The organism is Agromyces sp. 3263 (genome assembly GCF_031456545.1).
Lineage (GTDB): Bacteria > Actinomycetota > Actinomycetes > Actinomycetales > Microbacteriaceae > Agromyces.
In genome coordinates this window covers 890276-913910 of sequence record NZ_JAVDUV010000001.1, presented here as the reverse complement: position 1 = coordinate 913910, position 23635 = coordinate 890276, and the positions used below count along the sequence as shown (strand labels likewise).

Annotated in this window: 26 protein-coding genes; 19 read left to right on the top strand and 7 right to left on the bottom strand. The window is 71.6% G+C overall.

All coding sequences use genetic code 11. The features are described from left to right. Nucleotides 1-16: 16 nt before the first annotated feature. The 4 genes from J2X63_RS04125 to J2X63_RS04110 all read left to right on the top strand — a co-directional run bounded on the left by J2X63_RS04125 (nucleotide 17) and on the right by J2X63_RS04110 (nucleotide 2818). The gene (locus J2X63_RS04125; RefSeq protein ID WP_309974182.1) at nucleotides 17-436 is read left to right on the top strand and encodes a metalloregulator ArsR/SmtB family transcription factor; all 420 of its coding nucleotides are present in this window, start codon (nucleotides 17-19) and stop codon (nucleotides 434-436) included. Further along, nucleotides 433-867 (top strand): SRPBCC domain-containing protein, encoded by a 435-nt coding sequence (locus J2X63_RS04120; RefSeq protein WP_309974180.1) that lies wholly within the window; start codon nucleotides 433-435, stop codon nucleotides 865-867. Before J2X63_RS04125 ends, J2X63_RS04120 begins: the two co-directional genes overlap by 4 nt. After that, the gene (locus J2X63_RS04115) at nucleotides 867-1661 is read left to right on the top strand and encodes an SDR family oxidoreductase (RefSeq protein WP_309977783.1); all 795 of its coding nucleotides are present in this window, start codon (nucleotides 867-869) and stop codon (nucleotides 1659-1661) included. The genes J2X63_RS04120 and J2X63_RS04115 overlap by 1 nt, the downstream gene beginning before the upstream one ends. A 65-nt stretch (nucleotides 1662-1726) precedes the next feature. Next, nucleotides 1727-2818 (top strand): alpha/beta hydrolase, encoded by a 1092-nt coding sequence (locus J2X63_RS04110; RefSeq protein WP_309974178.1) that lies wholly within the window; start codon nucleotides 1727-1729, stop codon nucleotides 2816-2818. A 62-nt stretch (nucleotides 2819-2880) separates the two neighbouring features. On the opposite strand, the gene J2X63_RS04105 is transcribed toward J2X63_RS04110, so the two are convergent. Continuing rightward, nucleotides 2881-3897, bottom strand: a complete 1017-nt coding sequence (locus J2X63_RS04105; RefSeq protein ID WP_309974176.1) for a LacI family DNA-binding transcriptional regulator — start codon at nucleotides 3895-3897, stop codon at nucleotides 2881-2883. Nucleotides 3898-4066: 169 nt separating this feature from the next. Here J2X63_RS04105 and J2X63_RS04100 point away from each other — a divergent pair, with 169 nt between their 5' ends. The 5 genes from J2X63_RS04100 to J2X63_RS04080 all read left to right on the top strand — a co-directional run bounded on the left by J2X63_RS04100 (nucleotide 4067) and on the right by J2X63_RS04080 (nucleotide 11580). Further along, nucleotides 4067-6181 (top strand): beta-galactosidase, encoded by a 2115-nt coding sequence (locus J2X63_RS04100; RefSeq protein ID WP_309974175.1) that lies wholly within the window; start codon nucleotides 4067-4069, stop codon nucleotides 6179-6181. Nucleotides 6182-6227: 46 nt separating this feature from the next. Further along, nucleotides 6228-7577, top strand: coding sequence for an extracellular solute-binding protein (locus J2X63_RS04095; protein WP_309974172.1), 1350 nt, complete (start codon nucleotides 6228-6230; stop codon nucleotides 7575-7577). Nucleotides 7578-7677: 100 nt separating this feature from the next. After that, nucleotides 7678-8634 (top strand): sugar ABC transporter permease, encoded by a 957-nt coding sequence (locus J2X63_RS04090; protein ID WP_309974170.1) that lies wholly within the window; start codon nucleotides 7678-7680, stop codon nucleotides 8632-8634. Then, nucleotides 8631-9557, top strand: coding sequence for a carbohydrate ABC transporter permease (locus J2X63_RS04085; RefSeq protein WP_309974168.1), 927 nt, complete (start codon nucleotides 8631-8633; stop codon nucleotides 9555-9557). Before J2X63_RS04090 ends, J2X63_RS04085 begins: the two co-directional genes overlap by 4 nt. A gap of 7 nt (nucleotides 9558-9564) precedes the next feature. Continuing rightward, complete coding sequence (locus J2X63_RS04080; protein ID WP_309974166.1) at nucleotides 9565-11580, top strand: beta-galactosidase; 2016 nt, start codon at nucleotides 9565-9567, stop codon at nucleotides 11578-11580. 31 nt (nucleotides 11581-11611) lie between these two features. Here J2X63_RS04080 and J2X63_RS04075 read toward each other — a convergent pair whose 3' ends face one another. Next, on the bottom strand, nucleotides 11612-12064 hold the full coding sequence (locus tag J2X63_RS04075; protein WP_309974164.1) for an Lrp/AsnC family transcriptional regulator: 453 nt from the start codon (nucleotides 12062-12064) through the stop codon (nucleotides 11612-11614). Between the two features lie 105 nt (nucleotides 12065-12169). On the opposite strand from J2X63_RS04075, the gene J2X63_RS04070 reads away from it, so the two are divergent. From J2X63_RS04070 to J2X63_RS04045, 6 genes are all read left to right on the top strand, one after another. Continuing rightward, nucleotides 12170-12805 (top strand): LysE family translocator, encoded by a 636-nt coding sequence (locus tag J2X63_RS04070; protein WP_309974162.1) that lies wholly within the window; start codon nucleotides 12170-12172, stop codon nucleotides 12803-12805. A gap of 10 nt (nucleotides 12806-12815) precedes the next feature. Next, nucleotides 12816-13286 (top strand): NUDIX domain-containing protein, encoded by a 471-nt coding sequence (locus J2X63_RS04065; RefSeq protein ID WP_309974160.1) that lies wholly within the window; start codon nucleotides 12816-12818, stop codon nucleotides 13284-13286. A gap of 128 nt (nucleotides 13287-13414) precedes the next feature. Beyond that, entirely contained in the window at nucleotides 13415-14515 is a 1101-nt protein-coding gene (locus tag J2X63_RS04060) for a hypothetical protein (protein ID WP_309974158.1), read from the top strand. Nucleotides 14516-14526: 11 nt separating this feature from the next. Beyond that, nucleotides 14527-15255, top strand: a complete 729-nt coding sequence (locus tag J2X63_RS04055; RefSeq protein ID WP_309974156.1) for an MBL fold metallo-hydrolase — start codon at nucleotides 14527-14529, stop codon at nucleotides 15253-15255. Nucleotides 15256-15384: 129 nt separating this feature from the next. Further along, complete coding sequence (locus J2X63_RS04050) at nucleotides 15385-15861, top strand: cupin domain-containing protein (RefSeq protein WP_309974154.1); 477 nt, start codon at nucleotides 15385-15387, stop codon at nucleotides 15859-15861. 86 nt (nucleotides 15862-15947) lie between these two features. Further along, on the top strand, nucleotides 15948-16427 hold the full coding sequence (locus J2X63_RS04045; RefSeq protein WP_309974152.1) for a hypothetical protein: 480 nt from the start codon (nucleotides 15948-15950) through the stop codon (nucleotides 16425-16427). A 34-nt stretch (nucleotides 16428-16461) separates the two neighbouring features. Here J2X63_RS04045 and J2X63_RS04040 read toward each other — a convergent pair whose 3' ends face one another. Together J2X63_RS04040 and J2X63_RS04035 are read right to left on the bottom strand one after the other, a co-directional pair. Next, nucleotides 16462-16833 (bottom strand): hypothetical protein, encoded by a 372-nt coding sequence (locus J2X63_RS04040; protein WP_309974150.1) that lies wholly within the window; start codon nucleotides 16831-16833, stop codon nucleotides 16462-16464. Between the two features lie 37 nt (nucleotides 16834-16870). After that, nucleotides 16871-17899, bottom strand: a complete 1029-nt coding sequence (locus tag J2X63_RS04035) for an NADPH:quinone reductase (RefSeq protein ID WP_309974147.1) — start codon at nucleotides 17897-17899, stop codon at nucleotides 16871-16873. 138 nt (nucleotides 17900-18037) lie between these two features. Between J2X63_RS04035 and J2X63_RS04030 the strand changes: the two genes are divergently transcribed. The 4 genes from J2X63_RS04030 to J2X63_RS04015 all read left to right on the top strand — a co-directional run bounded on the left by J2X63_RS04030 (nucleotide 18038) and on the right by J2X63_RS04015 (nucleotide 21352). Continuing rightward, on the top strand, nucleotides 18038-18400 hold the full coding sequence (locus J2X63_RS04030) for a nuclear transport factor 2 family protein (RefSeq protein WP_309974145.1): 363 nt from the start codon (nucleotides 18038-18040) through the stop codon (nucleotides 18398-18400). 81 nt (nucleotides 18401-18481) lie between these two features. Next, complete coding sequence (locus J2X63_RS04025; protein WP_309974143.1) at nucleotides 18482-18829, top strand: nitroreductase family deazaflavin-dependent oxidoreductase; 348 nt, start codon at nucleotides 18482-18484, stop codon at nucleotides 18827-18829. A 174-nt stretch (nucleotides 18830-19003) separates the two neighbouring features. Further along, nucleotides 19004-19879: an RNA polymerase sigma-70 factor gene (locus J2X63_RS04020; protein ID WP_309974142.1), complete on the top strand. Its 876-nt coding sequence runs from the start codon at nucleotides 19004-19006 to the stop codon at nucleotides 19877-19879. A 105-nt stretch (nucleotides 19880-19984) separates the two neighbouring features. Beyond that, nucleotides 19985-21352: a glucose-6-phosphate dehydrogenase gene (locus tag J2X63_RS04015; RefSeq protein WP_309974141.1), complete on the top strand. Its 1368-nt coding sequence runs from the start codon at nucleotides 19985-19987 to the stop codon at nucleotides 21350-21352. 41 nt (nucleotides 21353-21393) lie between these two features. Here the strand turns inward: J2X63_RS04015 and J2X63_RS04010 are convergent, their stop codons facing one another. The 3 genes from J2X63_RS04010 to J2X63_RS04000 form a co-directional block, all read right to left on the bottom strand. Continuing rightward, nucleotides 21394-22155 carry an SDR family oxidoreductase gene (locus tag J2X63_RS04010; RefSeq protein WP_309974140.1) on the bottom strand — a complete coding sequence of 254 codons (762 nt, stop codon included), beginning with the start codon at nucleotides 22153-22155 and terminating at the stop codon, nucleotides 21394-21396. 112 nt (nucleotides 22156-22267) lie between these two features. Further along, nucleotides 22268-22618, bottom strand: a complete 351-nt coding sequence (locus J2X63_RS04005; protein ID WP_309974139.1) for a hypothetical protein — start codon at nucleotides 22616-22618, stop codon at nucleotides 22268-22270. Beyond that, nucleotides 22608-23486 (bottom strand): RNA polymerase sigma-70 factor, encoded by an 879-nt coding sequence (locus tag J2X63_RS04000; protein ID WP_309974138.1) that lies wholly within the window; start codon nucleotides 23484-23486, stop codon nucleotides 22608-22610. The genes J2X63_RS04005 and J2X63_RS04000 overlap by 11 nt, the downstream gene beginning before the upstream one ends. Nucleotides 23487-23635: the final 149 nt, after the last annotated feature.

The following is a 23635-nucleotide window of genomic DNA, read 5'->3' as shown; positions in this document are numbered from 1 at the left end:
GCGTATATTCACCCGTATGGGTGAATATCAGATGGACGCCGTGCTGAGCGCGGTGGCCGACCCGACGAGGCGGGCGATCCTCGACCGGCTGCTCGTCTCCGACGCGCGGGTCACCGAGGTCGCCAGCGCCTTCCCGATCTCGCTCAACTCGACGAGCAAGCACATCAAGGTGCTCGAACGTGCCGAGCTGGTGCAGCGCACCGTGCGCGGCCGCGACCACGTGCTCTCGCTCCGGGGCGAGGGGCTCGCCGAGGCCGTCGCCTGGATGCAGCGCTACCGCGAGTTCTGGGAGCAGCGGCTCGCCGCCCTCGAGGCGTTCGTGCTGCAGGACGACGCGGGCAGCGACGCCGGCACCGACGACGGCAGCGCCACCCGCACCGACGACGGCAGCGACGCCGCCACCGCCACCGCCACCGACGACGGCAGCCCGCGATGACGGCCGTGACCGTACGACGCCGCATCGCGGCATCCGCCGACCGGCTCTTCGACGCCTGGCTCGACCCCGCGAGCCTCGCGGTGTGGATGCGCCGCGACGACACCGGCGAGCCATCGGTCGTCGTCGCCGACCCGCGCGAGGGCGGCGCGTTCTCGATCACGATGCGCGACCGCTTCGGCACCATCACGCACTCAGGCGTCTACCGGTTGATCGACCGACCCCGGAAGCTCGAGTTCACCTGGCGATCCGAGCACACGCACCACGTCGACTCGGTCGTGCACGTGACGTTCGAGCCCGACGGCGAGGCGACCGTCGTGCAGGTGCACCACACGAGGCTGACCGACGCCGAGGCGGCGGCCAAGCACGAAGCCGGCTGGACCGAGATCCTCGGCCGGTACGAACAGACCATGGAAGCAGAGGAGGCGGCGTGATGCTGCTCGAGGACAAGGTGGCCGTGATCCACGGCGGTGGCGGATCGATCGGCGCGGCGACGGCGAAGGCCTTCGCCCGGGAGGGCGCGAGGCTGTTCCTCGCCGGGCGGAGCCTGCCGCGGCTCGAGGCGGCGGCATCCGCGGCACGTGCCGAGGGGGCATCCGTCGACATCGCCGTGGTCGACGCCATGGACCAGGACGCCGTCGACCGGCATGCCGATGAGGTGGCGGATGCCGCGGGCCGCATCGACATCGCCCTGAACACGGTCGGCTTCGACCACGTGCAGGGCCTGCCCATCGCCGACACGAGCCTCGACGCCTACCTGCACCCCGTGACGGGGTACCTGCGCACCAACTTCGTGACCGCGAAGGCGGCGGCCCGCCACATGGTGCGGCAGGGGAGCGGCGTGATCCTCACGGTCTCCACGCCGGGCGCCCGGCTGACGGGCAACGGCCTGATCGGCAACGCCGCGCAGAGCGCCGGCCTCGAGGGGTTCTCGCGGGCCCTGGCCGGCGAGCTCGGCCCGGCCGGCGTGCGCGTCGTGTGCGTGCGGCCGCACGCGATGGCCGACGCGTACGACCGCTCGTACACGGGGGAGATGTTCGGCCGCATGGCCGACGCGGGCGGGATCACCCGCGACGAGTGGTTCGCGGCCCTCGCGAGCACCACGCTCCTCGGGCGCCTGCCGACGCTCGACGAGGTCGGCGAGTACTTCGCGTTCGTGGCATCCGACCGGGCCCGCTCGATGACCGGCGTGATCGTGAACGTGACGGCCGGGGCGCTCGTCGACTGACGGGCGACGGATGCCGCGGCGGCGCGTCCCGTCCCGACGGGCACGGGACGCTGCAACGATGAGGCGTGACCACCGATCGCCGAAACCCGCGCGCCGCGGCATCCGACCCGCTGCTCGACCGCCGACCCGGGCTCTCGGCGAGGGCTCGCAGGTGGACGCTCGCCGCGCTGATCGCGGCGTTCGTCGTCGTCGCGGTCTCGCTCGTACTCTCGAGCACGCCGTGGCCCGCGTCGCTCGCGATCCGGGCCGTCTTCGAGCGCGGTGCTGCCGACACGGTGGCCGAGATGGAGCCGTTCGTACCCGAGACCGGTGTGGACGCGCGGCTCGACGTGCCCACGGATGGCGCGGGCGACCCCGGCGGCGCCGACACCCTGCTCGACGTCTTCACGCCGACGGATGCCCCGGGGCCGCACCCGACCGTTGTCTGGGTGCACGGCGGCGCCTGGATCTCAGGGGCGAAGGAGAACGTCGACCCGTACCTGCGGATCCTCGCGAGCCACGGCTACACGACGATCGGGCTGGACTACACGATCGCGCCCGAGGCGACCTATCCCACCGCCCTGCAGGAGCTCAACGACTCCCTCGCCTACGTCGTCGAGCACGCCGAGGAGCTCGGTGTCGACCCCGACCAGCTCGTGCTCGCCGGCGACTCCGCAGGGGCGCAGCTCGCCAGCCAGCTGGCGGTGCTCACCACGAACGACAAGTACGCGCACCTGCTCGGCCTCGACCCCGCCCTCGAACCTGATCAGCTCGTGGGCGCCATCCTGAACTGCGGCGTCTACGACCTGCGGGCGATGGCGGAGCTGAACGGCATCGGCCAGTGGGGGTTCAAGGTGGCGCTCTGGGCGTACACCGGCACGAAGGACTGGTCGAGCAGCTATGCCGGCACCACCATGTCGACCATCGAGTTCGTCACCGACGACTTCCCGCCCACCTTCATCAGCGGCGGCAACGGCGACGCGCTCACCTGGATCCAATCCGTGCCGATGAGCGACGCGCTCGCCGACGCCGGCGTGGAGACGACGGAGCTGTTCTGGGCGGCCGACCACCAGCCGGCGCTGCCGCACGAGTACCAGTTCCACCTCGACTTCGAGGAGGCGCAGGTGGCGCTCGCCGAGACGCTCGCCTTCCTCGCCGCGCACACGACGCAGCCGTGATGGAGCACGCGAGGCGGGAGGGCCGGCGGCCGGCGGCTGTCGGTGAGTCGGATGCCGCGGGCTCAGGGCCGCGTGGACGCCGGCGCCGGCCCTGACGACCCTCGCACGACCAGGTGCGGCGTCGGGAGGTCGGGCCGTGAGCCATCGACGCCCTCGATGCTCCCGATGAGCTGCAGCACCGAGGCCCGGCCCTGCGCCTCGAACTCGAGGTGGAGGGTCGTGAGCGGCGGGTCGAAGAACGCGGCATCGGCGACGTCGTCGATGCCGACGACGCTGACGTCGTCGGGGATACGGAGGCCGCGCTCCTTGAGCGCGAGCATCGCGCCGAGCGCCGTCTGGTCGTTGGCGGCCAGGTAGGCGGTGGCCTCGGGCAGCTCCGGCAGGGCCATGATCGCGTCGTAGCCCGAGCGGGCCGACCAGTCGCCCGACAGCACCCCCACCGAAGCCAGGCCCAGGTCGCGCACCGCGTCATCGTACGCGCGGAGGCGCAGCCGCGAGGCGGGCCACTCCGCGGGCCCGGCGATGTGCACGAGGCGGCGGTGCCCCAGGCCTGCGAGGTGGCCCACGAGTTCATGCAGGTGCACCGCGGCGGGATCGGTGCGGCGTCCGTCGTCGTCGGAGGCGACCGCGATGAGCACGGGCACACGGAACCGCGTGGCCTCGAACGCCCGCGTCATCGCGTCGGTGGAAGAGAGGGCGAGGACGCCGGCGAGGTCGAACTGCGCCATGAGCTCGAGCGACTCCTCGATCGCGCGAGGGTCCTCCACGTCGAGCGACACCAGGTCGAGCACGTATCCCGCCTCCCGGGCGGCGACGCTCGCGCCCTGCGCGATGCGGCTCGGGCCGACGTGCGACACCTCGTGCGTGAGCGCGCCGATGCGGTGGGAGCGGCCCGACTTGAGGCTTCGCGCAGTGAGGTTGGGCCGGTAGCCGAGCTCGTCCAGGGCGCGCTCGACGCGCTGCCGGGTCTCGGGCCGGATGCCGGTGAACCCCTTGAGGAACCGGCTGACGGTCTGGTGCGAGACGCCGGCCGCCTGGGCGACGTCGTAGATGGTCGCCGGCCTGCCGCTGGGCTCCACGTGCGGGCTCCTCTCGGGTGGTCGCGCTCCCACGATGCTCCGATCCAACGAATTCCAGATGTGCTCTTGACATCCGATGTTATCGGCAACATTCTGGTCTCGACATGATGTTGTCGAAAACATCTCGACACTCACCCACCCTGCTCGGCCGACAACGGAGTACGACTCGATGGATCACTCGAACCCCGCCCACCTGCCCAGCGGAGTCCTCTTCGGTGCCGCGTACTACGCCGAGTACCACCGCGACGAGCGCACCGAGCTCGACCTCGAGCTGATGAGCGATGCCGGCTTCACGGTCATCCGGGTCGGCGAGTCCGTGTGGTCGACGTGGGAGCCGCGCGACGGCGAGTTCGACCTCGACTGGCTGCAGCCCGTCCTCGACGGCGCGCATGCCCGCGGCATCCGGGTCATCCTCGGCACGCCCACCTACGCGGTGCCGCCGTGGCTGCAGACCGCCTATCCCGAGATCGCCGCCGAGCGCCGCACGGGAGAGCGGGTGCCGTGGGGCGCCCGCCAGGAGGTCGACTACTCGCACCCGGCGTTCCTGTTCCACGCCGAGCGGGTCATCCGCGCGGTTGTCGCCCGCTACGCCGACCACCCCGCCGTCATCGGCTATCAGCTCGACAACGAACCCGGCATGGAGCTCTTCCACAATCGCGGCTCCTTCCAGCGGTTCGTGCGCCGGCTGAAGGCGCAGTACGGCGAGGTCGAGACGCTCAACCGCGAGTGGGGCCTCACCTACTGGTCGCACCGGCTGTCGGACTGGTCCGACCTGTGGACCCCCGACGGCAACACCCTGCCCCAGTACGACCTCGCGTGGCGGCGCTACCAGGCCGACCTCACGACCGAGTTCATCGCCTGGCAGGCGGGCATCGTGCGCGAGTACGCGCAGCCCGGCCAGTTCGTGACCACCTGCATCGCCTACCCGCGTCCGGCCCTCGCCGACGAGCAGCTCGTGGAGGCGCTCGACGTCACCGCGGGCAACCCCTACTACGCCATGCAGGACCACCTCGACGCCACGCTCGACCTCGACCCCGTCACGCCGTGGACCACGTCGGGAGTCGCCGCGATGCTGCGCCAAGCCGACCGCATGTACTCGTCGAAACAGGCGCGGTTCCTCGTGACCGAGACCGACGCCCAGTCGATCGGCGGATCGGACTTCAACCTGCCGCCCTACCCGGGCCAGCTGAAGCAGGCCGCCTTCGCGTTCATCTCGCGGGGCGCGTCGATGATCGAGTACTGGCACTGGCACACCCTGCCCTACGGCACCGAGACCTACTGGGGCGGCGTGCTGCCGCACAGCCTCGAACCCGGCCGGGTCTACCGCGAGCTCGCCGAGGTCGGCGCCGACCTGCAGGCGATCGGCACGGCGCTCGACGGCTACGAACCCGACGCCGACGTCGCGATCCTCTGGTCGAACGACAGCCGCTTCGCGCTCGAGTTCTTCCCGCCGCTCGCAACGGCCGACGGGCGGCCCGACCGGACGTCGTACCAGCACATCGTCGACGCGTTCCATCGCGGCGTCATCGACGCGGGCGCGCAGTCGCGCATCCTGCACGTGTCGCAGGCGCTCGCCCTCGGCGCTGAGGAGCTCGCCGCCCGGTTCCCGGTGCTCGTCGCGCCGGCGCTGTACGTGGCATCCGACGCGGATCTCGACCTGCTGCGCGACTACGCCGCCGCAGGCGGGCACCTCATCCTCGGCATCCGCACCGGCTACGGCGACGAGGAGGCCCGGGCACGGGTCGAGGTCGCCCCGGCGCGGCTGCGCGAGGCGGCGGGCGTGCGGTACGAGGAGTTCTCCAACCTGCGCCACGACGTGCCGGTCAGCGGGAGCGGGTCGCTCGCGGCATCCGACGACGCGGTCGCCCGGCGCTGGGCCGACGGCCTCATCGCCGACGGCGCCGAGACGCTCGCGCGCTACGACCACCCGCGCTTCGGCGACTTCCCGGCGGTCACGACGAACGGGCACGGGTCGGGGCGCATCACCGTCGTCGGCACGGTGCCGTCGCCAGCGCTGGCGGCCGACCTCGTGCGCTGGGCGGTGCCGTCGCCGATCGCCGGCGAGCTCGCCGAGCTCGCGCCGGCCGGCGGCAGGCCCGTGACCATCGCATCGGGCGCCCTGCCGGACGGCCGCCGCGCCTGGTTCGTCTTCAACTGGGGATGGGAGCCGCAGGCCGTCACGCTCGCGGCATCCGTCACCGACCCCGTCACCGGAGACCAGCTCCCGACGGGCACCGATGTCTCACTGCCGGCCTGGTCGACGCGGACCTTCGTCGGCGAGTGAGCACCAAGGGATCGCCTGATCCGACCCAACCACAGAGAGAGTCATCATGAAGAAGGCACGCAAGACCGCACTGGCGCTGGTGACCGGCGCCGCCTCGATCGCACTCGTCATGTCGGGATGCAGCCCCAGCGGCGGAGGCGGATCCGACCAGGGTCCGGTCAGCCAGGACGACATCGACAAGGCGATGGAGACGCCCACGAAGCTCACCTTCTGGACGTGGGTGCCCGACATCGAGAACGAGGTCAAGCTCTTCGAGGAGAAGTACCCCGCGATCGACGTCAAGGTCGAGAACGTCGGCCAGGGCCTGCCGCACTACCAGAAGCTGCGCAGCGCCATCGAGGCAGGCGAGGGCGCACCGGATGTCGCACAGATCGAGTACCAGTACATCCCCTCGTTCGTGCTGCCCGAGTCGCTGCTCGACCTCACGCCGTACGGCGCCGACGACCTGGCCGACGACTACGTCGACTGGGCGTGGAACCAGGTCTCGCCCGCCGACGAGGTGTGGGCGATCCCGCAGGATGTCGGCCCCATGGGCAACCTCTACCGGGAGGACATCCTGGCTGCGGCCGGCATCACCGAGCCGCCCGCGACCTACGACGAGTACGCCACCGCCGCCAAGGCCGTGAAGGATGCCACGGGCTCGTACATCTCCAATCTCGGCGCCACCCAGGCCGGCCAGATGATCGGCTTCTTCTGGCAGGCGGGCGTCAAGCCGTTCGGCTACGACGGCGAGGAGACCGTGAAGATCGACGTCAACAGCGACGAGGCGAAGCAGGTCGCGGACTACTGGACGCAGCTGATCCAGGCCGACCTCATCTCGACCGACGTCGACTTCAACGACACCTGGTACCAGGGCCTGGCCAACGGCAAGTACGCCGGCTGGCTGACGGCCGCGTGGGGTCCGATCTTCCTGCAGGGCACCGCCGAGAACACGTCGGGCCTCTGGCGCGCCGCGCCGCTGCCGCAGTGGACGGACGGCGAGGAGGTCTCGGGCAACTGGGGCGGCTCGTCCGACGCGGTGCTCGCGTCGACGAAGAACCCCATCGCCGCCTACGAGCTCGCGAAGTTCATCAACAACGACGAGGAGTCGGCGATGAAGCTCGCGACGGAGCAGTTCCTGTTCCCGCCGCAGGTCTCGGTGCTCGAGGACCCCGCGTTCGTCGACCAGCAGTCGGAGTTCTACGGCGGCCAGGAGGTCAACAAGCTCTTCGCCGACATCTCGACGACGGTCGACACGGACTTCGAGTGGCTGCCGTTCATGGACTACGTGTACTCCAGCTACGAGGAGACGATGGGCACGGTGATCGCCGACAAGGGTGACATCTCGGCCGCGCTCGACACGTGGCAGGACCAGCTCGTGAAGTACGCGAAGGACCAGGGCTTCACCGTCGAGTGAGCCCGCGGGGCGCCCGCCGGCCGTTCAGCCCGCCACCGCAGGCCACGTGCGGGCGGGCGTCCCCACCCCGTCGTCCATCCACCACGAGAAGGAGCCCGTCATGTCGACCTCCCCGGCGCTCACCGCGGAGCGCCCGTCCGTGCCACCGCCGAAGCGCCGCACGAGCACCGCGAAGCGCAAGCAGTACCGAGCCGCGTACCTGTTCCTGCTGCCGTTCTTCATCGTGTTCATCACGATGCTGGTCGTGCCGCTCGTCTACTCGGGCTACCTGAGCCTCTTCGAGAGCAAGCTCATCGGCGGCGAGGTCTTCAACGGCCTCGGCAACTACGTGCGCGCCCTCACCGATCCCGCCTTCCTCGGCGGCCTCGGGCGCGTCGGCCTGTTCTTCATCGTGCAGGTGCCGATCATGCTCGGCCTCGCGCTGTTCTTCGCGCTCGCCCTCGACAGCTTCCGTGCCCGCGGGTCGAAGGCGATCCGGCTGCTGATCTACATGCCCTACGCGGTTCCCGCGGTCGTCGCCACCCTCATGTGGGGCTACCTCTACGGCCCCGACTTCGGCCCGCTCGCCCAGATGTCGCGCGCCCTCGGCTTCGGAACGCCCGAGTTCCTCTCGGCCGAGAACATGCTCGGCTCGATGATGAACATCGTCACGTGGGAGTTCGTCGGCTACAACATGATCATCATGTACGCCGCCCTGCGGTCGATTCCCGCCGAGCTCTACGAGGCGGCCGAGATCGACGGCGCGGGACAGTTCCGTCTCGCGTGGAGCGTGAAGATCCCGGCGATCCGCCCCGCGATCCTGTTGACCGTGATCTTCTCGGTCATCGGCTCGTTCCAGCTCTTCGCCGAGCCGAGCCTGCTGAACACGATCGCGCCCGACGTGATCACGAACTCGTACACGCCGAACTACTACGCCTACAACCTGGCGTTCATCAACCAGGAGCTGAACTACGCGGCGGCCGTCGCGTTCCTGCTGGGCCTCGTCATCGCGGTGATCTCGTACCTCGTGCAGCTCGGCACGCAACGCCGTGAGCGACGCGAACGGAGCATGCCATGACCTCCACCGAGACCCGCGCGGCCGTCACGGTCGGCGACGCCGCCGGCTCCCGCCGCGCCGCCCGGCACTTCGCTCCCGAGCGCCGCCGCAGCACCCTCCTCACGGTGCTGCTCTGGCTCTGCGTGCTCTACTTCGTGCTGCCGCTCTGGTGGCTGTTCGTCTCCTCCACCAAGGACAACGCGTCGCTGTTCTCGACGTTCGGGCTGTGGTTCGGCGGCGACTTCTCGCTGTGGGAGAACCTGCAGACCCTGTTCACGGTGCGCGACGGCATCTTCCTTCGCTGGCTCGTCAACACGTTCGCGTACTCGGTCTCGGCGGCAGCGGGCGCGACCCTGCTCGCCACCATGGCCGGCTACGCGTTCGCGAAGTACGAGTTCCCCGGCAAGAAGGCGCTGTTCAGCGCGACGCTGGGCGCGATCATGATCCCGCTCACCGCGCTCGCGCTGCCGACCTACCTGCTCTTCTCGGCGGCGGGGCTGACGGATACCCCGTGGGCGGTCATCGTGCCGTCGCTGGTGAGTCCGTTCGGGGTCTACCTCATGCGGGTCTACGCCGCCGATGCCATCCCCGACGGGCTCATCGAGGCGGCGCGCGTCGACGGTGCGGGCGAGTTCCGCATCTTCTGGCAGGTGGGACTGCGGCTGCTCGGCCCCGGCCTCGTCACCGTGTTCCTCTTCTCGCTCGTGGCGACGTGGAACAACTACTTCCTGCCGCTCATCATGCTGAACAGCTCCGACCTCTACCCGATCACGGTGGGGCTTGCGCAGCTGCAGTCGGCGGCGAACGCGGGCGGCGGCTCGCAGGCGCTGTTCTCCACCGTGATCACCGGATCGCTGGTGTCGATCGTGCCGCTCGTGCTCGCGTTCCTCTTCCTGCAGCGGTACTGGCAGTCGGGGCTCGCCACCGGCGGCGTGAAGGGATGATGGACCGATGACGATCTGGTACGGCGGCGACTACAACCCCGAGCAGTGGCCGCGCGAGGTGTGGGATGAGGACGTCACCCTCATGCAGCGCGGCGGCATCACCCTCGCCACGGTGGGCGTCTTCTCCTGGGCCCGGCTCGAGCCTCGTCCGGGAGAGTACGACTTCGCCTGGCTCGACGACGTGCTCGACACCCTGCACGACGGGGGCATCCGGGTCGACCTGGCCACGGCGACCGCGTCGCCGCCGCCGTGGCTCGCGAAGCGGCATCCCGAGACCCTGCCCGTCACCGAGCAGGGGGTGCGGCTCGCGGTGGGCAGCCGGCAGCAGTACTGCCCGAGCTCACCCGTCTACCGGGAGCGCGCGCGACAGCTCGTGACGCGACTCGTGGAGCGGTACGCGCAGCATCCGGCCCTCGAGCTCTGGCACGTGAACAACGAGTACGGATGCCACGTCAGCCACTGCTACTGCGAGGTGTCGGCCGCGGCGTTCCGCACCTGGCTCGAGGCGAAGTACGGATCGATCGACGGGCTCAATCGCGCCTGGGGCACGGCGTTCTGGTCGCAGCGCTACGACGGGTTCGACGAGGTCGAGCCGCCGCGCGCCGCGCCGAGCTTCCGCAACCCGACGCAGTTGCTCGACTTCGACCGGTTCTCGAGCGACGAGCTGCTCGCCTGCTACCGCTCCGAGGTCGAGGTGATCCGGGCGGCATCCGAGATGCCGGTCACCACGAACTTCATGGGGTTCTTCAAGCCCGTCGACTACTGGAAGTGGGCGCGCGAGGTCGACCTCGTCTCGGACGACACCTACCCCGATCCGGCCGACCCGATCTCGGTGCCGTATGCCGCCATGGTGCGCGACCTCATGCGCTCGCTCGGCGACGGGGCGCCGTGGATCCTGATGGAGCAGTCGCCGGGCGCGGTGAACTGGCGCCCCCAGAACGCGGCGAAGGCGCCCGGGCAGATGCGCGCGTGGTCGTACCAGGCGGTCGGACGCGGAGCCGACGGCATCCTCTTCTTCCAGTGGCGGCAGTCGGCCGCGGGCTCGGAGAAGTTCCACTCGGGGATGGTGCCGCACGGCGGCACCGACACGAGGGTGTGGCGCGAGATCGAGCAGCTCGGCGGTGAGCTGCAGCGGCTGTCGGGGCCCGAGGTCGGTCTCGAGGGCAGCCGCGTGCCCACGCAGGTCGCGATCGCCCTCGACTGGGACAGCTGGTGGGCCGTGGAGCAGCCGGCCTCGCCGACCTCGGTCTCCTACCTCGAGACCCTGTTCGCGTGGCATCACGCCCTCACCTCGCTCGGGCTGACCGTCGACTTCGTGCGAGCCGACGCCGACCTGTCGGGCTACCGGCTCGTCGTCGCACCGACCCACTTCGTCGCGACCGACGCGCAGCTCGAGAACCTGGCGGCGTTCGCGGAGGCTGGGGGCACGCTCGTCGTCGGTTTCGGCACGGGCATCACCGACGAGCACCTGCACGTGCGGCTCGGCGGCTACCTCGGCGAGCCGCTGCGGCGCACGCTCGGGGTGTGGATCGAGGAGTTCGCGCCTCCGGCCGCACCCGACCTCCGGGCCGTCGGCGGGGGAGCGGCACCGCCGGTCGCCCTCGACGGCGACGTGCTCGGCGGCGCGGCATCCGGTGCCGTCTGGGCCGAGTACGTGCGGGTCGAGGATGCCGCGACGGAGGCGACGTTCGCCGAGGGCGCGCTCGCCGGGTGGCCTGCCGTCACACGTCGCGGTGCCGCCGGCGGGGGAGGCGCGGCCTGGTACGTCGCCACGCTGCCCGAAGCCGAGGCGCTCGGCCGGCTGGTCACCCGGATCGTCGACGAGGCCGGCATCGAGCTGCCCTCGTCGGTCGCGCACGGCGGCCGGGTCGAGGTCGTGCGACGTGGCGGCCTCGTGTTCGCCATCAACCACGGCGCCGACGAGGTCGAACTCGTCGTCGAGGGCACCGACCTGCTCACGGGGTCGGGCGCTGCGGGCCTCGTGCTGCCGTCGCAGGGGGTGGCGGTCGTCCGACCCGAGTGAGCTCGCCCGACCTCCTGCGTGGCGCCGGCCGCTAGATCGGCAGCGAGCGGTCGTCGACGATCGTCTTCATGACGAGGGTCGACTCGACGCGCCGCACCCCGGGGAGCGCCGAGAGGCGTTCGTCCCACAGGCGCTGGTACGCGGGAAGGTCGGGCACGGCCACGCGCAGCAGGTAGTCGGGATCGCCGAACAGCCGCAGCGCCTGGATCACCTCGGGGATCTCGGCGACGGCGGCATCGAACGCGGGGATGGTCGCGCGGTTCGCCTGGTCCATGGTGACGAACACGAGCGCGCCGAAGCCGAGCCCGACGACCTCGGGATCGATCACCGCCCGGTAGCCGGTGATCGCCCCCGACTCCTCCAGCGCCCGCAGCCGCCGGTGCGTCGGCGACATGCTGAGCTGCACCCGCTCGGCGAGGTCGGTGAGGCTCAGTCGACCGTCGTGCTGCAACTCGGCAAGGATTCTCCGGTCGACGGCGTCCATGGGGTGGATTCTTCCACAGCTGGGCGCCGTAGCGGAGGAAGTTGGAACCACCTTCCAGCCGATCTTCCGTACGTTCGTCGTATCGGAACGACGATCGGGGACGCGATGGACGTGCAACTGCTGCTCGCCTGCTGGGCGATGATGACGTTCATGGTGCTCGTGCCCGGGCCCGACTGGGCCTACATCATCGCCGCCGGCACGAGTGATCGCACGATCGTGCCCGCGCTCGGCGGCATCCTCCTCGGCTATCTCGTCGCGGTGGCCGCGGTGGCGGTGGGGGTGGGCGCGACGCTGGCGGCGCTGCCGTGGGCGCTCGTGATCCTCACCCTGGCAGCGGCGGGCTACCTGTCGTACCTCGGCGTGCGCATCCTGCTGCACCCGCCCGCCGCGGCGACGGCCGGGGAGCCGGGCCCGCAGCGTGCGTCGAGGGCGTGGCGACGGCTGGCCCAGGGGGTCGGCGTGAGCGGACTCAACCCCAAGGGCCTGCTCGTGCTCGTCGTGCTGCTGCCGCAGTTCACGGATGCCGCGGGCGACTGGCCGATCCCGGTGCAGCTCGCGGTGCTCGGCCTCATCTTCGTGGGCAGCTGCGCACTGGTCTACTCCGTCGTGGGCGTCGGCGCCAAGGCCGTGATCCGTGCACGGCCGTCGGCCATGCGCGTGGTCTCGCGCGTCTCGGGCGCGGCGATGGTGCTGCTCGCGGTCGTGCTCGTGGCCGAGCAGCTGATGCACCTCACTCGGTAGCGTGGCCTGCATGGCCACTCCCGACTTCGTGCTCGAACTGCGCCGGCACCTCGGCACCCGTCCGCTCTCGTTCGTCGGCGTGACCGCGGTCATCGTCCGTGGCGACGAGGTGCTGCTGGGCCGCCGCTCCGACAACGGCGCGCTGACCCCCATCACCGGCATCGTCGACCCGGGTGAGGAGCCGGCGGATGCCGCGTGCCGCGAGGCGCTCGAGGAAGCGGGCGTGCGCATCCGGGCGGACCGCCTGGCGTGGGTGCACCAGATCCCGCGGATCACCTACGACAACGGCGACCAGGCGGACTACCTCGACCTCACGTTCCGCTGCACGTGGCTCGAGGGCGAGCCCTATCCGGCCGACGGCGAGATGACCGAGGTGGGATGGCGACGTCTCGACGACCTCGGCGACCTGTCGGAGGAGCAGCGGACCCGCATCGCCGTCGCCCTGGCCGAGGGCGACGCCCGCTTCGAGGGTGGCGCCTGACCGAGTTCGAGGGTGGCGCCCGACCGAGCCGGCAGCTGCGGCGCGGCGGCGGCGGGGGCGCGGCGTGGTGCGGCGAGTCGCACGTCGTTCGCTGGTCGCCGACGCGGCGGAGGCGCTAGGTTCGTGCCGTGCGCCTGAACGCCGCCGTCGCCGCCACGGCCTGCCTGGTCCTCTTCTCCCTCACCGGATGCCTCGCCACCCCGGTGGCGGCTCCCACGTCGAGCCCGTCGGTGTCACCGACGCCCGAGCCCGTGGCATCCGGCCCGCTCACCTGTGACGAGCTCGTGCCGGCCGAGGTCGTCGCCGCTGCCCTCGAGGGTGCTGACGGGGTCGCCGTCGAGCCCGTCGCGGCGGTGAAGGAGTCGGTGGCCTTCGACCAGGCGCTGCTCACCGGGGCCGGCGGACTCGCCTGCTCCTGGCGGGTGGGCGCCGGAATGCCCGAGTACAACGCGCCGAGCGACTGGGCCTACCTGACCGTCGAGCTGCTGCCCGGCGCGGGCGCGCAGTGGGTGCCGCTCGCCATGGGCGACGGGCCGTCGACCATGACGCGCCCGATCGACGGCACCGAGGCCTCCGTTGCCGGAGGCGACGCGGGATGGCGCCTCTCGGCGCCGGTGGCCGGCGGATGGATGCAGGCCACGCTCAGCGCGGCCGCGCTCACCTCGACTGGCGGCCGGTTCGCGGGGCTCGGCGCCGAGACGATGATGGACCGGCTCGCACAGGTCGGCGAGGCGGCATTGCCGGTGCTGCAGGAGGCGGATGCCTCGCGCCTCACCTGGCCCGCGGTCGCCGTGCGGCAGGGCGACGCGCTCTGCGCCGGCGACCTGGACGCGACGGGCATCCAGGACGCCCTCGGGGTGCCCGAGGGTTCGGCGGTCGAGATCGTCGCGAGCGAGCCGGATGCCGCCGCACCCGGCTCCTTCGAGGAGGCGGTCGCCGCCGCCGCCCGCACCTTCACCTGCGACGTCCGGGTCGACGGGAAGCCCGTGCTCGTGATCACGACCGCCCGGGGCTTCGCGTCCCTCTTCGATCGGTGGTCGGCGTCGGACGTGAACCTGGCGTTCACGCCGTTCGAGTTGGCGGATGCTCCGGCCGACGCCCGTGCCGTGGGAAACGGGGCGGAGAACCGGGCCGCGATCGCGTACCTCGCCATCGGCGACTCCCTCTACGCCATCGAGGGGGCGGCCGCGCCGGCGGTCGCCCAGGCGATCGTGTCCCAGACCTCCTGACCGTCACGACCATGATGCGCACCGCTGGGCGAACGCACCCGAACGTCGAGGTCATCGCACCCGGCATCCACTTCGTGCAGACGCCGCTCGTGAACTGGACCGTGCTGTCCGGCGACGGCACGCTCACGCTCATCGACGCCGGCTACCCGAGCGACCTGCGACGCGTCTCCCGCGTGCTCGACGACGTCGGCGGCGAGCTCACCACCGTGCTCATCACGCACGGGCACAGCGACCACATCGGCGCGGTCCGCGGGCTGCTGGCCGAGTGGCCGGATGCCGCGGTGCTGGCGTCGGCCGACGAGCTGCCCAACGTGACGCGCGAGGTGACGCACCAGGTGGGCGTGCAGGACCTGTTGCCGAGCCTCTGGCGGCCGTCGGTCATGGCATGGACGGCGCGCGCGATCGCGGCGGGCGGCCTCGCCGACGTGGGGGTGCCCGACCCGCGCCCGATCGAGCCCGGTCGCGAGCACCGCTTCAGCGGGCACCGGGTCATTCCGGTCCTGACGCCCGGGCACACGCCGGGCCACCTCATGTACTGGCTGCCCGACCACGGCGTGCTCGTCAGCGGCGACGGCATCGTCACGGGACATCCGACGTCTCGGGAGCACGGGCCGCATGTGCTGGCATCCATGTTCAATCACGACGACCCGGTCGCACACGCGTCGATGGCCACGGTGCTCGACGAGCTGCCGGTCGAGGTCCTCCTGCCCGGCCACGGGCCGTGGCTGCGACTGGGCTGACGGCGCCTTCCACCACACGGGCCGGCCGCGCAACCCCTGCACGCCGGGGGCGGCGGTGGCTAGCCTCGAGGAGGAACGCCGCCACGCGGCATCCGTCGACCGACCATCGTGGGAAGGGGAAGCGACACCATGGACATCACCGACAACGGGCCCGAGCCGAACGCCTTCGACATCGAGACCGCGACGAGGCAGAACGCGAACTACCGCACCGTCGCCTGGACCGGGAAGTACCTGCAGGTCACGCTCATGTCCATTCCGGTCGGCGAGTCGATCGGCCTCGAGTCGCACCCCGAGACGGACCAGTTCCTACGGCTCGACGCGGGGCGGGGCCGCGTGAAGATGGGGCCGTCCAAGGACGACCTGAGCTTCCAGGAGGACGTCGGCGACGGCTGGAGCATCCAGGTGCCCGCGGGCACGTGGCACGACGTCGAGAACACCGGTGACGTGCCGCTGCGGCTCTACACGGTGTACGCCCCCGTGCACCACGCGGCCGGCGCCGTGCAGCCGACCGCCGACGACGCGGAGAAGGCCGAGGAGACGGGCAAGGACGAGCCGCCGTCGTGGGCCGTCGAGCCCGAGGAGGGCGAGCCCGACCAGCACGCCTGAGCGGCGGCGCCACCCCGGCCTCGCGCGCGGCATCACGCTCCGGCGTCGCCGCGGCGAGTGTCGGAGGGGCGCCCTAGCGTGACGGCATGAGCGCCTCGGACTTCGACTTCATCCTCGGCCGATGGTCTGTGCGGCACGAGCGGCTGGCTGATCCGTTCGACCCGGGGTGCACGACCTGGACCACGTTCGAATCGAGCTCCGACGTCGCCCCGATCCTCGGCGGACTCGGCACGGCTGATGAGACCGTCGGCACGCTCGACGACGGCACGGCGTTCAACGGCTTCACCCTCCGCCTCTACTCGCCCGAGGCCGACGAGTGGGCCATCTGGTGGGCCTCCGTCGCCAACCCGGGCGTCCTCGACGATCCGGTGCGTGGGCGCTTCCACGACGGGGTCGGCACGTTCGTCGGCCCCGGGGAGCGCGACGGCATCACCTTCCTCGCGAGGTTCCACTGGATCGAGACGGCGACGGAGCATCCCGTGTGGGAACAGGACTTCTCGTTCGATGGCGGTGCGACCTGGGCGCCGATCAACTGGCGGATGGTGCACACGCGGCTCGCGGACTGAACCTGACCGGGCGACGGCTCAGGACAGGCCACGGTCAGGACAGCGCGACGATGAGGCTGAGTACCGCCAGCACCGCGACGACCGGCGTCATCGTGACGCGCTCGGGGCGGCTTCGCGACATCGCATTGAGCGGGATGCCGAGCACGAAGTAGGCGACGACGACCCACATGCCAACCGTCGACACCACGTCGGGCACGAGATCGATCGCGCCCACGCGGTCGAGGGCGAGCACGGCGATCACCGCGTAGATCACGATCGACGCGGCGCTGCCGACGCGGAGTCGCGGGGGGAGCACCTGGTGGGTGCCGCCCCACGCGAAGCGCCCGAGCGGCGCGCCGAGCACGAGCGCGAGCTGGAAGACGGCGAGCAGGGCGAGGATGACGGTCAGGGCGATCGCGGCGGGCACGGCGGCGAGCCTATCGCGGGCTCACCGCCGGCTTGGGTCAGGCATCGGCGACGTCGATGAGCACCTTGCCGACCGTGCCCGCCTCGACCGCGTCGTGCGCGTCGGCGGTGCGCTCGAGTGGGAACCTGGTCAGCGGCAGGCCCGCCGCCTCACCCACGTCGAGCGCGCCGTCGGCGAGCGCCCGGTCGAGGTCCTCGGCGGCGGCCGCCAGTGCCGCGTCGCCCACCGTGTAGAGCAGCATGAACTGGTAGCGCACGTTGAGCGCGAAGTGGTGACGCACGTCGAGCGTCATCTCGGCGCCGCCGTCGGTCGCGTAGACCGCGACGGTGCCGTGGTTGGCGAGCACCCGCGCGTTCAGCTCGGCGTTGCGCGCGGGGGAGACCTCGACGACCTGGTCGATCCCGTCGGGCGCGATGCCGCGGATCGCCTCAGCGGCATCGCCCTCGCGGTAGTTCACCACGTGGTGGGCCCCGGCCGCGGTGGCGAGCGCGGCCTTCTCGGGCGAGCTGACCGTGGTGATCACCCGCGCGCCCGCCCAGCGGGCGAGCTGGATCGCCGCGTGTCCGACGGCACCGGCTCCGCCGGCGACGAGCACCGTGCGTCCGTCGAGGGCGCCCGGTGCGAGCCGGGTCGGGCCGCCGTCGGCGACGGTGAGGGCACGGTGCGCGGTGATGGCGGGAACGCCGAGCGAGGCCCCGATGTCGAAGCTCGCGGCATCCGGGAGCCTGACGACCCGCTCTGCAGGAAGCACCGCGTACTCCTGTGCGGTGCCGGTCGGCCGGGCGTGCGCGGCGAGGAGCACCCATACCCGGTCGCCCACCTCGAGGTGCGTCACGTCGGCGCCCACCGCGTCGACGACGCCCGCGCCGTCCTGGTTCGGCACCACCTCGGGGAACGGGGTCGGCGTGCCGGGCCGGCCACCGGCACGGGCCTTCCAGTCGGTGGGGTTCACGCCCGACACGACGATGCGGACGCGCACCTCGCGTGCGCCCGGCTCGGGGAGCTCACGCTCCACGAGGGCGAGGACGGACGAGTCACCGGTCTGCGAATATGCGATCGCTCTCATGCTGAGGGCAACGCCGCCGATGGCGTCATTCTTCCAGTCGGTCCCGGATGCGCCCTTGACGACGGCGGTCGCCCGGAGGAGCCTGATCGCATCCGCAAACCGGCGAGGCGCGGGAGGCCGCGCGAAAGGGCACGGCACATGGAGCACACCGACCTCACCACCGAGCAGATCGCCCGCGCCTTCTCCAGCCATCGCTTCGAGGTCGCACTGCCGCACCTCGCCGATGACATCGTGTGGACGCTCGTCGGCACCGACCCCGTGATGGGCCGGAAGGCGGTGAAGAAGACGTGCGAGAAGACGGCCGAGTACCTCGCCGACGTGACGACGGAGTTCCAGCGGTTCCGGAGCGTCGTCGGCGAGGACAGCGTCGTCGTCGACACGCTCGCCCGCTACACGGAGGCCGACGGCGACGTCTCCGTTGTGGCCTCGTGCGACATCTACGACTTCGTCGACGGGCGCGTCACCGAGATCGTGTCGTACACCGTCGAGCTGCCGAGCTGACGGCGGCCGGACTCGGGCGGCGGCGACATGATGGCCGAGCCGGCGCGGCGGGCGGGTGGTCCGCCACGATGGGCGCTGCGGATGTCGGCGCCGTTCGCGATGGCGCTCGCCGGGCGCCGCTGGATGCCGCTCTGGGGGATCATCCACCATCGCGGGCGCCGCAGTGGCACGTACTACGCGACCCCCATCGCCCTCGTGCCCACCGTGGCCGACGACGTGTTCCTCATCGGACTGCCATGGGGCACCGGCACGAACTGGGCGCGGAACGTGCTCGCCGAGGATGGCGCGGTGCTCCAGTGGAAGGGCACCCTCCACCGGGCGACGGCGCCCCGCATCGTCGGCGCGGAGGAGGCGGCCGCCCTGGCGGAGCCGCGGTACCGGCCGGTGATCGCCCGGTTCCCGGCGGCGATCGTGCTACGGCGGGGCTGACGGGTCTCCCGCTCCTGCCCCGATGTCACAACCGGCGTGCGGCCGGTGTCTCCATGGCGACGGTACGAACTCGTGCACCAACATCGGAGGACACATGACCAACGCACCAACGGGCTGGCGGAGCCCTGGCCCTGCCCCGATCGCCCCTCGCCCGGCCGAAGTAGGCTCGCCCGCATGAGCGAAGACCCGTTCGTGACGCATCGCGGCCTGCTCTTCACCGTCGCCTACGAGCTGCTCGGCTCCGCGGCCGACGCCGAGGACGTGCTGCAGGAGTCCTGGCTGCGATGGAAGGACGTCGACCGGGGCGAGGTGCGCGAACCACGCGCCTACCTCGTGCGGATCGTCACCCGCCAGGCGCTGAACCACCTGCGCACCGTGTCGCGGCGCCGCGAGGAGTACGTCGGCGAGTGGCTGCCCGAGCCGCTGCTCACGAGTCCGGATGTCGCCGACGACGTCGAGCTCGCCGAGAGCGTTTCGATGGCGATGCTCACCGTGCTCGAGACGCTCGCACCCACCGAACGCGCGGTGTTCGTGCTGCGCGAGGTGTTCGACGTGCCCTACGACGAGATCGCCAAGGCGGTCGACAAGACGCCCGCCGCCGTGCGGCAGATCGCGCACCGCGCGAAGGACCACGTCGCAGCGCGCCGTCCGCGGGTGACCGTGGACCGGACCGAGCAGGAGGCCGTCGTGGCGAGATTCATCGCGGCCGTGAGCTCCGGCGACGTGCAGGGGCTCATGGACGTGCTCGCGCCCGACGTGGTGTCCGTCGCCGATGGCGGCGGAGTGGTGCGCGGGGCCGCTCGCCGGCCCATCGTCGGCGCCGACAAGATGGCGCGGTACCTCATGGGCGGGCTCTCGAAGCTCGACCGGCCGTTCACGGCTCGTCCGATCTGGGTCAACGGCCAGCCGGGCGTGCGCGTCGAGGTCGCCGGGGAGCTGGTCGGCGCGGTCAGCATGGACATCGCGGACGGGCGGATCGCACGCCTGTACTCCGTTGCGAACCCCGACAAGCTGGGCTGGCTCGACGAGGAGGCGGCGCTCACCCGCTGAGCAGCCCGTGTCAACCCCGCCGCCGACGTGGCGCGCCGGCCCTGATCGCGCCTACCGTGGCTGCAGGCGCGCCCTCGTGTGACGCGCGTCCCACGGGAGGCACGCATGACGGATCCGGCGACGCTGCTCATCCTCGGGGCCGATGGCGACCTCACGAGACGCCTGCTGCTGCCGGGGCTCGGCACGCTTCTCGCGGCGCATGAGACGGACCTCGAGGTGATCGGCTCGGGGCTGACCGAGCGCACCGAGCAGGAGTGGCGGGACCTCGTCGCCGATGCCGTCGAGGCGGTGCCGGAGCCGCGGCGCTCGCGGCTGCTCGAGTCGACGCGGTACCTGCGGGCAGACGCGACCGACGCGGACGCGCTCGCCGGCCTGCTCGCCGCGTGCTCGCACACGCCCGTCGTGTACTTCGCGCTTCCGCCCGCGGTGACCGCGCGGGTCTGCCTCGTGCTCGAGCACCTCGACGTGCCCGACGGGCTGCGGCTCGCCCTCGAGAAGCCCTTCGGCTCGGATCGCGACAGCGCCCACGAACTCAACGAGCTGCTGACCCGCATCGTGCCCGAGCGCCAGGTCTTCCGCATCGACCACTTCCTCGGCCGGGCGACCGTACTGAACCTCCTCGGCACGCGGTTCGCGAACCGCATGATCGAGCCGGTGTGGCACCGGGGCGCGATCGAGCGCGTCGACATCGTCTACGACGAGACGCTCGGACTCGAGGGCCGCGCCGGCTACTACGACGGCTCTGGGGCGCTCGTCGACATGATCCAGAGCCACCTGCTCGCCGTCCTCGCGCTCGTCGCCATGGAGCCCATCGAACGGATCGACGAGGTGGAGCTGCGCGATGCGATCGCGGCGGTGCTGCGCCGGACCGCCGTCTGGGACGACGATCCGGTGGCCTCCAGCAGGCGGGCCCGCTACGGCGCCGGCGAGATCGACGGGCGCTCCCTGCCCGCGTACGCCGAGGAGCCCGGCGTCGATCCGCAGCGCGGCACGGAGACGCTCGCCCAGGTCGTGGTCGGGATCGACACCGATCGCTGGCGCGGGGTGCCGTTCCTGCTGCGTTCCGGGAAGGGCCTCGGGCGCGCGCGCAAGATCGCCCGTGCGGTGTTCCGCCCTGCCGCGCCGATCGAGGGCCTCGAGGGCACGCCCCGTTCCGACTGGATCGAGCTCGACCTGAGCTCCGGCGAGGTTGAGATCGGACTGACGATGAACGGCGGCGGCGATCCGTTCGCGCTCGAGCAGACCACGCTCGTGGCCCAGCAGGTGCCGGGAGCCCTGCTGCCCTACGGCGAGGTGCTGAAGGGCATCCTCGGCGACGACCCGACCCTCTCGATCAGGGGTGACGTCGCCGAGGAGTGCTGGCGCATCGTCGAGCCCGTGCTCGCCGCCTGGCGGGCCGGTCGGGTGCCGCTCGACGAGTACCCGGCGGGGTCCGACGGACCCGAGGGCTGGCGGCAGCCCGACCCGGCCTAGCCGATCCGATCAGCGGATGCCGCGTGCCGCCGCCGCGGCACCTATCCCTGCACCGCGGCCGGCTGCGCAGCCAGCCATTCGGCGAACGTCGTCGTCGACAGCTGCGCGTCGGGGCCGGGAACGAGCTCGGTGCCCTCGAGCCGGGTGCCGAAGTAGTGCGCCTCGGGGTCGCCGACCACCCTGCGAGGGTCGCCCTTCGCTGCGAGCGCGGTGCGAACGAGCTCGTCCTGGCCGACGCGCTTGGGGCCGCCGATCTCGACGGTGCCGTTGACGGGTTCACCGGCGGCGACGCGTGCGACGGCGGCCGAGACGTCCGCGGCCGCCATCGGCTGCATCAGCCCCGTACTGAGCCGGGCCGTGCCGTCGACGGTGGCCTCGTCGGCGATGCGCCCGACGAACTCGTAGAACTGGGTCGCGCGCACGATGGAGAAGGGCAGCCCCGACTCCTCGATCAGCTTCTCCTGGGCGACCTTCGCACGCAGGTAGCCGCTGTTCGGCAGGCGGTCGGCACCGACGACCGACAGGGCGACGTGGTGCGTCACTCCGGCCTCGCGCGCGGCGTCGAGCAGGTTGTTCGTCGACGTGGTGAAGAACGCGACCACGTCGTCGTCGGCGAACGACGGGGAGTTCGAGACGTCCACGACGACGTTCGCGCCGGCGAGCACGTCGGCGAGGCCCTCGCCCGTGATGGTGTTGACGCCCGAGTTCGGCGACGCCGGGACGGCTTCGTGACCGTACTCGGCGAGGTGCTCGACGACCTTGGAGCCGATGAGGCCCGTGCCTCCGATGACGACGATCTTCATGACTGGTGCCTTCCGTCAGGGCCGCGGTGTCTCCGCTGCCGTCATCAAGCTCTGACCGGGTCGCCGACCGATCTGTGACGGAATGAGCCGAAGACGCATCGAGCCGCCGCGTTCATCGATTCCAGTGCGAGAGCTTGCCGGCGGACGTCGTCAGCCACAGCCGCTCGATGGTGCCGCCGCCGAGGTCGAAGGAGAGCACACCGAGCACCTGCCCGTCGGTGCGCCGCAATGCAAGCGCGGGGGCGCCGTTCACGTGCACGGCGTCGATCGCGGCATCCGCCCGGTTCGCCAGTCGTTCCCGCAGCACGCGGATGACGCGGGCGCGGCCGTGTACCTCACCCCCCGTCTCGTCGCCGGCATCGATGGAGAGGCGGATCTCGGGGTTCAGCACGCTCGCCAGCGCCAGCTCGTCGCCCTGCTGCAGGGCGGCGCGGAGGCGGGCGGCGCAGACGTCATGACGCACGGGGGCTCACCGCGGCGAGCTTCTCGGGGTTCATCATCCAGAGCACCTGTTCGATGCCGTTCGCCGCGGCGACGACGGTGACCACCGCGAACGTCACGCCCTCCCTCGAGAGGAGGACCGAGGGCTGGCCGTTCGTCTCGACGGGGCTCGTGGTGACGCCCTCCCAGAAGTGCGTGTGGAACGCACGGATGAACTTCGCGACCCGCTCGCGCCCGATCACCGGGAACTTCGACGCCCGCACGACGCCGCCGCCGTCGGAGTAGGACACGACGTCCTCGGCGAACAGGTGCTCGAGCTCCTCGAGGTCGCCGGTGCGTGCGGCCGCGAGGAACGCGTCGAGCAGGCGGCGCTGCTCGGCCTGGGTGACCTCGCGCCGTCGTTCGCCCGCGAGGTGCTTGCGGGCGCGGCTCACGAGTTGACGGGCGGCGGGTTCGGAGACCTGCACGATCTCGCAGATCTGGTCGTAGGGGTAGGCGAACGCCTCGCGCAGCACGTAGGCGGCCCGCTCGGTGGGCGTGAGCCGTTCCAGCATCACCAGCACGGCGAAGCCGAGCGCCTCGGCACGTTCGGCGCCGAGGGTGGGATCGGCGCTGGTGTCGACCGGCTCGGGCAGCCACGGGCCGATGTAGGTCTCGCGGCGGGCGCGTGCGGACTGCAGCGCGTTGATCGCGAGGCGCGTCGTCGTCGTGGCGAGGAACGCGGGCGGGTCCTGCACGACCGATCGGTCGGTGCCCTGCCAGCGCAGCCAGGCATCCTGCACGAGGTCCTCGGCCTCCGACGCACTGCCGAGCATGCGGTAGGCGATGCCGAAGAGGCGCGGTCGCACCGCGGTGAAGACGTCGAGCGCGTCGTCGAGGTTCGCATCCATGTCGGTCCTGTCCCGTCGGCGGATGGGGCCGCATCCGCCCCCTGACAGCTGAGACCGGATGGCGCGCGCGGATGTGACGGCATCCGGGGAAGATTCTGCACCGGATGCCGCGGGGGCGCGAGACCCGATGCGGGATCCCGCGCGCCCGA

What these genes read in the sequence shown, in the direction of transcription:
- J2X63_RS04125 (WP_309974182.1), top strand. Translation starts at nt 17, where the DNA reads ATGGGTGAATATCAGATGGACGCCGTGCTGAGCGCGGTGGCCGACCCG.
- J2X63_RS04120 (WP_309974180.1), top strand. Translation starts at nt 433, where the DNA reads ATGACGGCCGTGACCGTACGACGCCGCATCGCGGCATCCGCCGACCGG.
- J2X63_RS04115 (WP_309977783.1), top strand. Translation starts at nt 867, where the DNA reads ATGCTGCTCGAGGACAAGGTGGCCGTGATCCACGGCGGTGGCGGATCG.
- J2X63_RS04100 (WP_309974175.1), top strand. Translation starts at nt 4,067, where the DNA reads ATGGATCACTCGAACCCCGCCCACCTGCCCAGCGGAGTCCTCTTCGGT.
- J2X63_RS04095 (WP_309974172.1), top strand. Translation starts at nt 6,228, where the DNA reads ATGAAGAAGGCACGCAAGACCGCACTGGCGCTGGTGACCGGCGCCGCC.
- J2X63_RS04090 (WP_309974170.1), top strand. Translation starts at nt 7,678, where the DNA reads ATGTCGACCTCCCCGGCGCTCACCGCGGAGCGCCCGTCCGTGCCACCG.
- J2X63_RS04085 (WP_309974168.1), top strand. Translation starts at nt 8,631, where the DNA reads ATGACCTCCACCGAGACCCGCGCGGCCGTCACGGTCGGCGACGCCGCC.
- J2X63_RS04080 (WP_309974166.1), top strand. Translation starts at nt 9,565, where the DNA reads ATGACGATCTGGTACGGCGGCGACTACAACCCCGAGCAGTGGCCGCGC.
- J2X63_RS04075 (WP_309974164.1), bottom strand. Translation starts at nt 12,064, where the DNA reads ATGGACGCCGTCGACCGGAGAATCCTTGCCGAGTTGCAGCACGACGGT.
- J2X63_RS04070 (WP_309974162.1), top strand. Translation starts at nt 12,170, where the DNA reads ATGGACGTGCAACTGCTGCTCGCCTGCTGGGCGATGATGACGTTCATG.
- J2X63_RS04065 (WP_309974160.1), top strand. Translation starts at nt 12,816, where the DNA reads ATGGCCACTCCCGACTTCGTGCTCGAACTGCGCCGGCACCTCGGCACC.
- J2X63_RS04055 (WP_309974156.1), top strand. Translation starts at nt 14,527, where the DNA reads ATGATGCGCACCGCTGGGCGAACGCACCCGAACGTCGAGGTCATCGCA.
- J2X63_RS04050 (WP_309974154.1), top strand. Translation starts at nt 15,385, where the DNA reads ATGGACATCACCGACAACGGGCCCGAGCCGAACGCCTTCGACATCGAG.
- J2X63_RS04045 (WP_309974152.1), top strand. Translation starts at nt 15,948, where the DNA reads ATGAGCGCCTCGGACTTCGACTTCATCCTCGGCCGATGGTCTGTGCGG.
- J2X63_RS04035 (WP_309974147.1), bottom strand. Translation starts at nt 17,899, where the DNA reads ATGAGAGCGATCGCATATTCGCAGACCGGTGACTCGTCCGTCCTCGCC.
- J2X63_RS04030 (WP_309974145.1), top strand. Translation starts at nt 18,038, where the DNA reads ATGGAGCACACCGACCTCACCACCGAGCAGATCGCCCGCGCCTTCTCC.
- J2X63_RS04025 (WP_309974143.1), top strand. Translation starts at nt 18,482, where the DNA reads ATGTCGGCGCCGTTCGCGATGGCGCTCGCCGGGCGCCGCTGGATGCCG.
- J2X63_RS04020 (WP_309974142.1), top strand. Translation starts at nt 19,004, where the DNA reads ATGAGCGAAGACCCGTTCGTGACGCATCGCGGCCTGCTCTTCACCGTC.
- J2X63_RS04015 (WP_309974141.1), top strand. Translation starts at nt 19,985, where the DNA reads ATGACGGATCCGGCGACGCTGCTCATCCTCGGGGCCGATGGCGACCTC.
- J2X63_RS04010 (WP_309974140.1), bottom strand. Translation starts at nt 22,155, where the DNA reads ATGAAGATCGTCGTCATCGGAGGCACGGGCCTCATCGGCTCCAAGGTC.
- J2X63_RS04000 (WP_309974138.1), bottom strand. Translation starts at nt 23,486, where the DNA reads ATGGATGCGAACCTCGACGACGCGCTCGACGTCTTCACCGCGGTGCGA.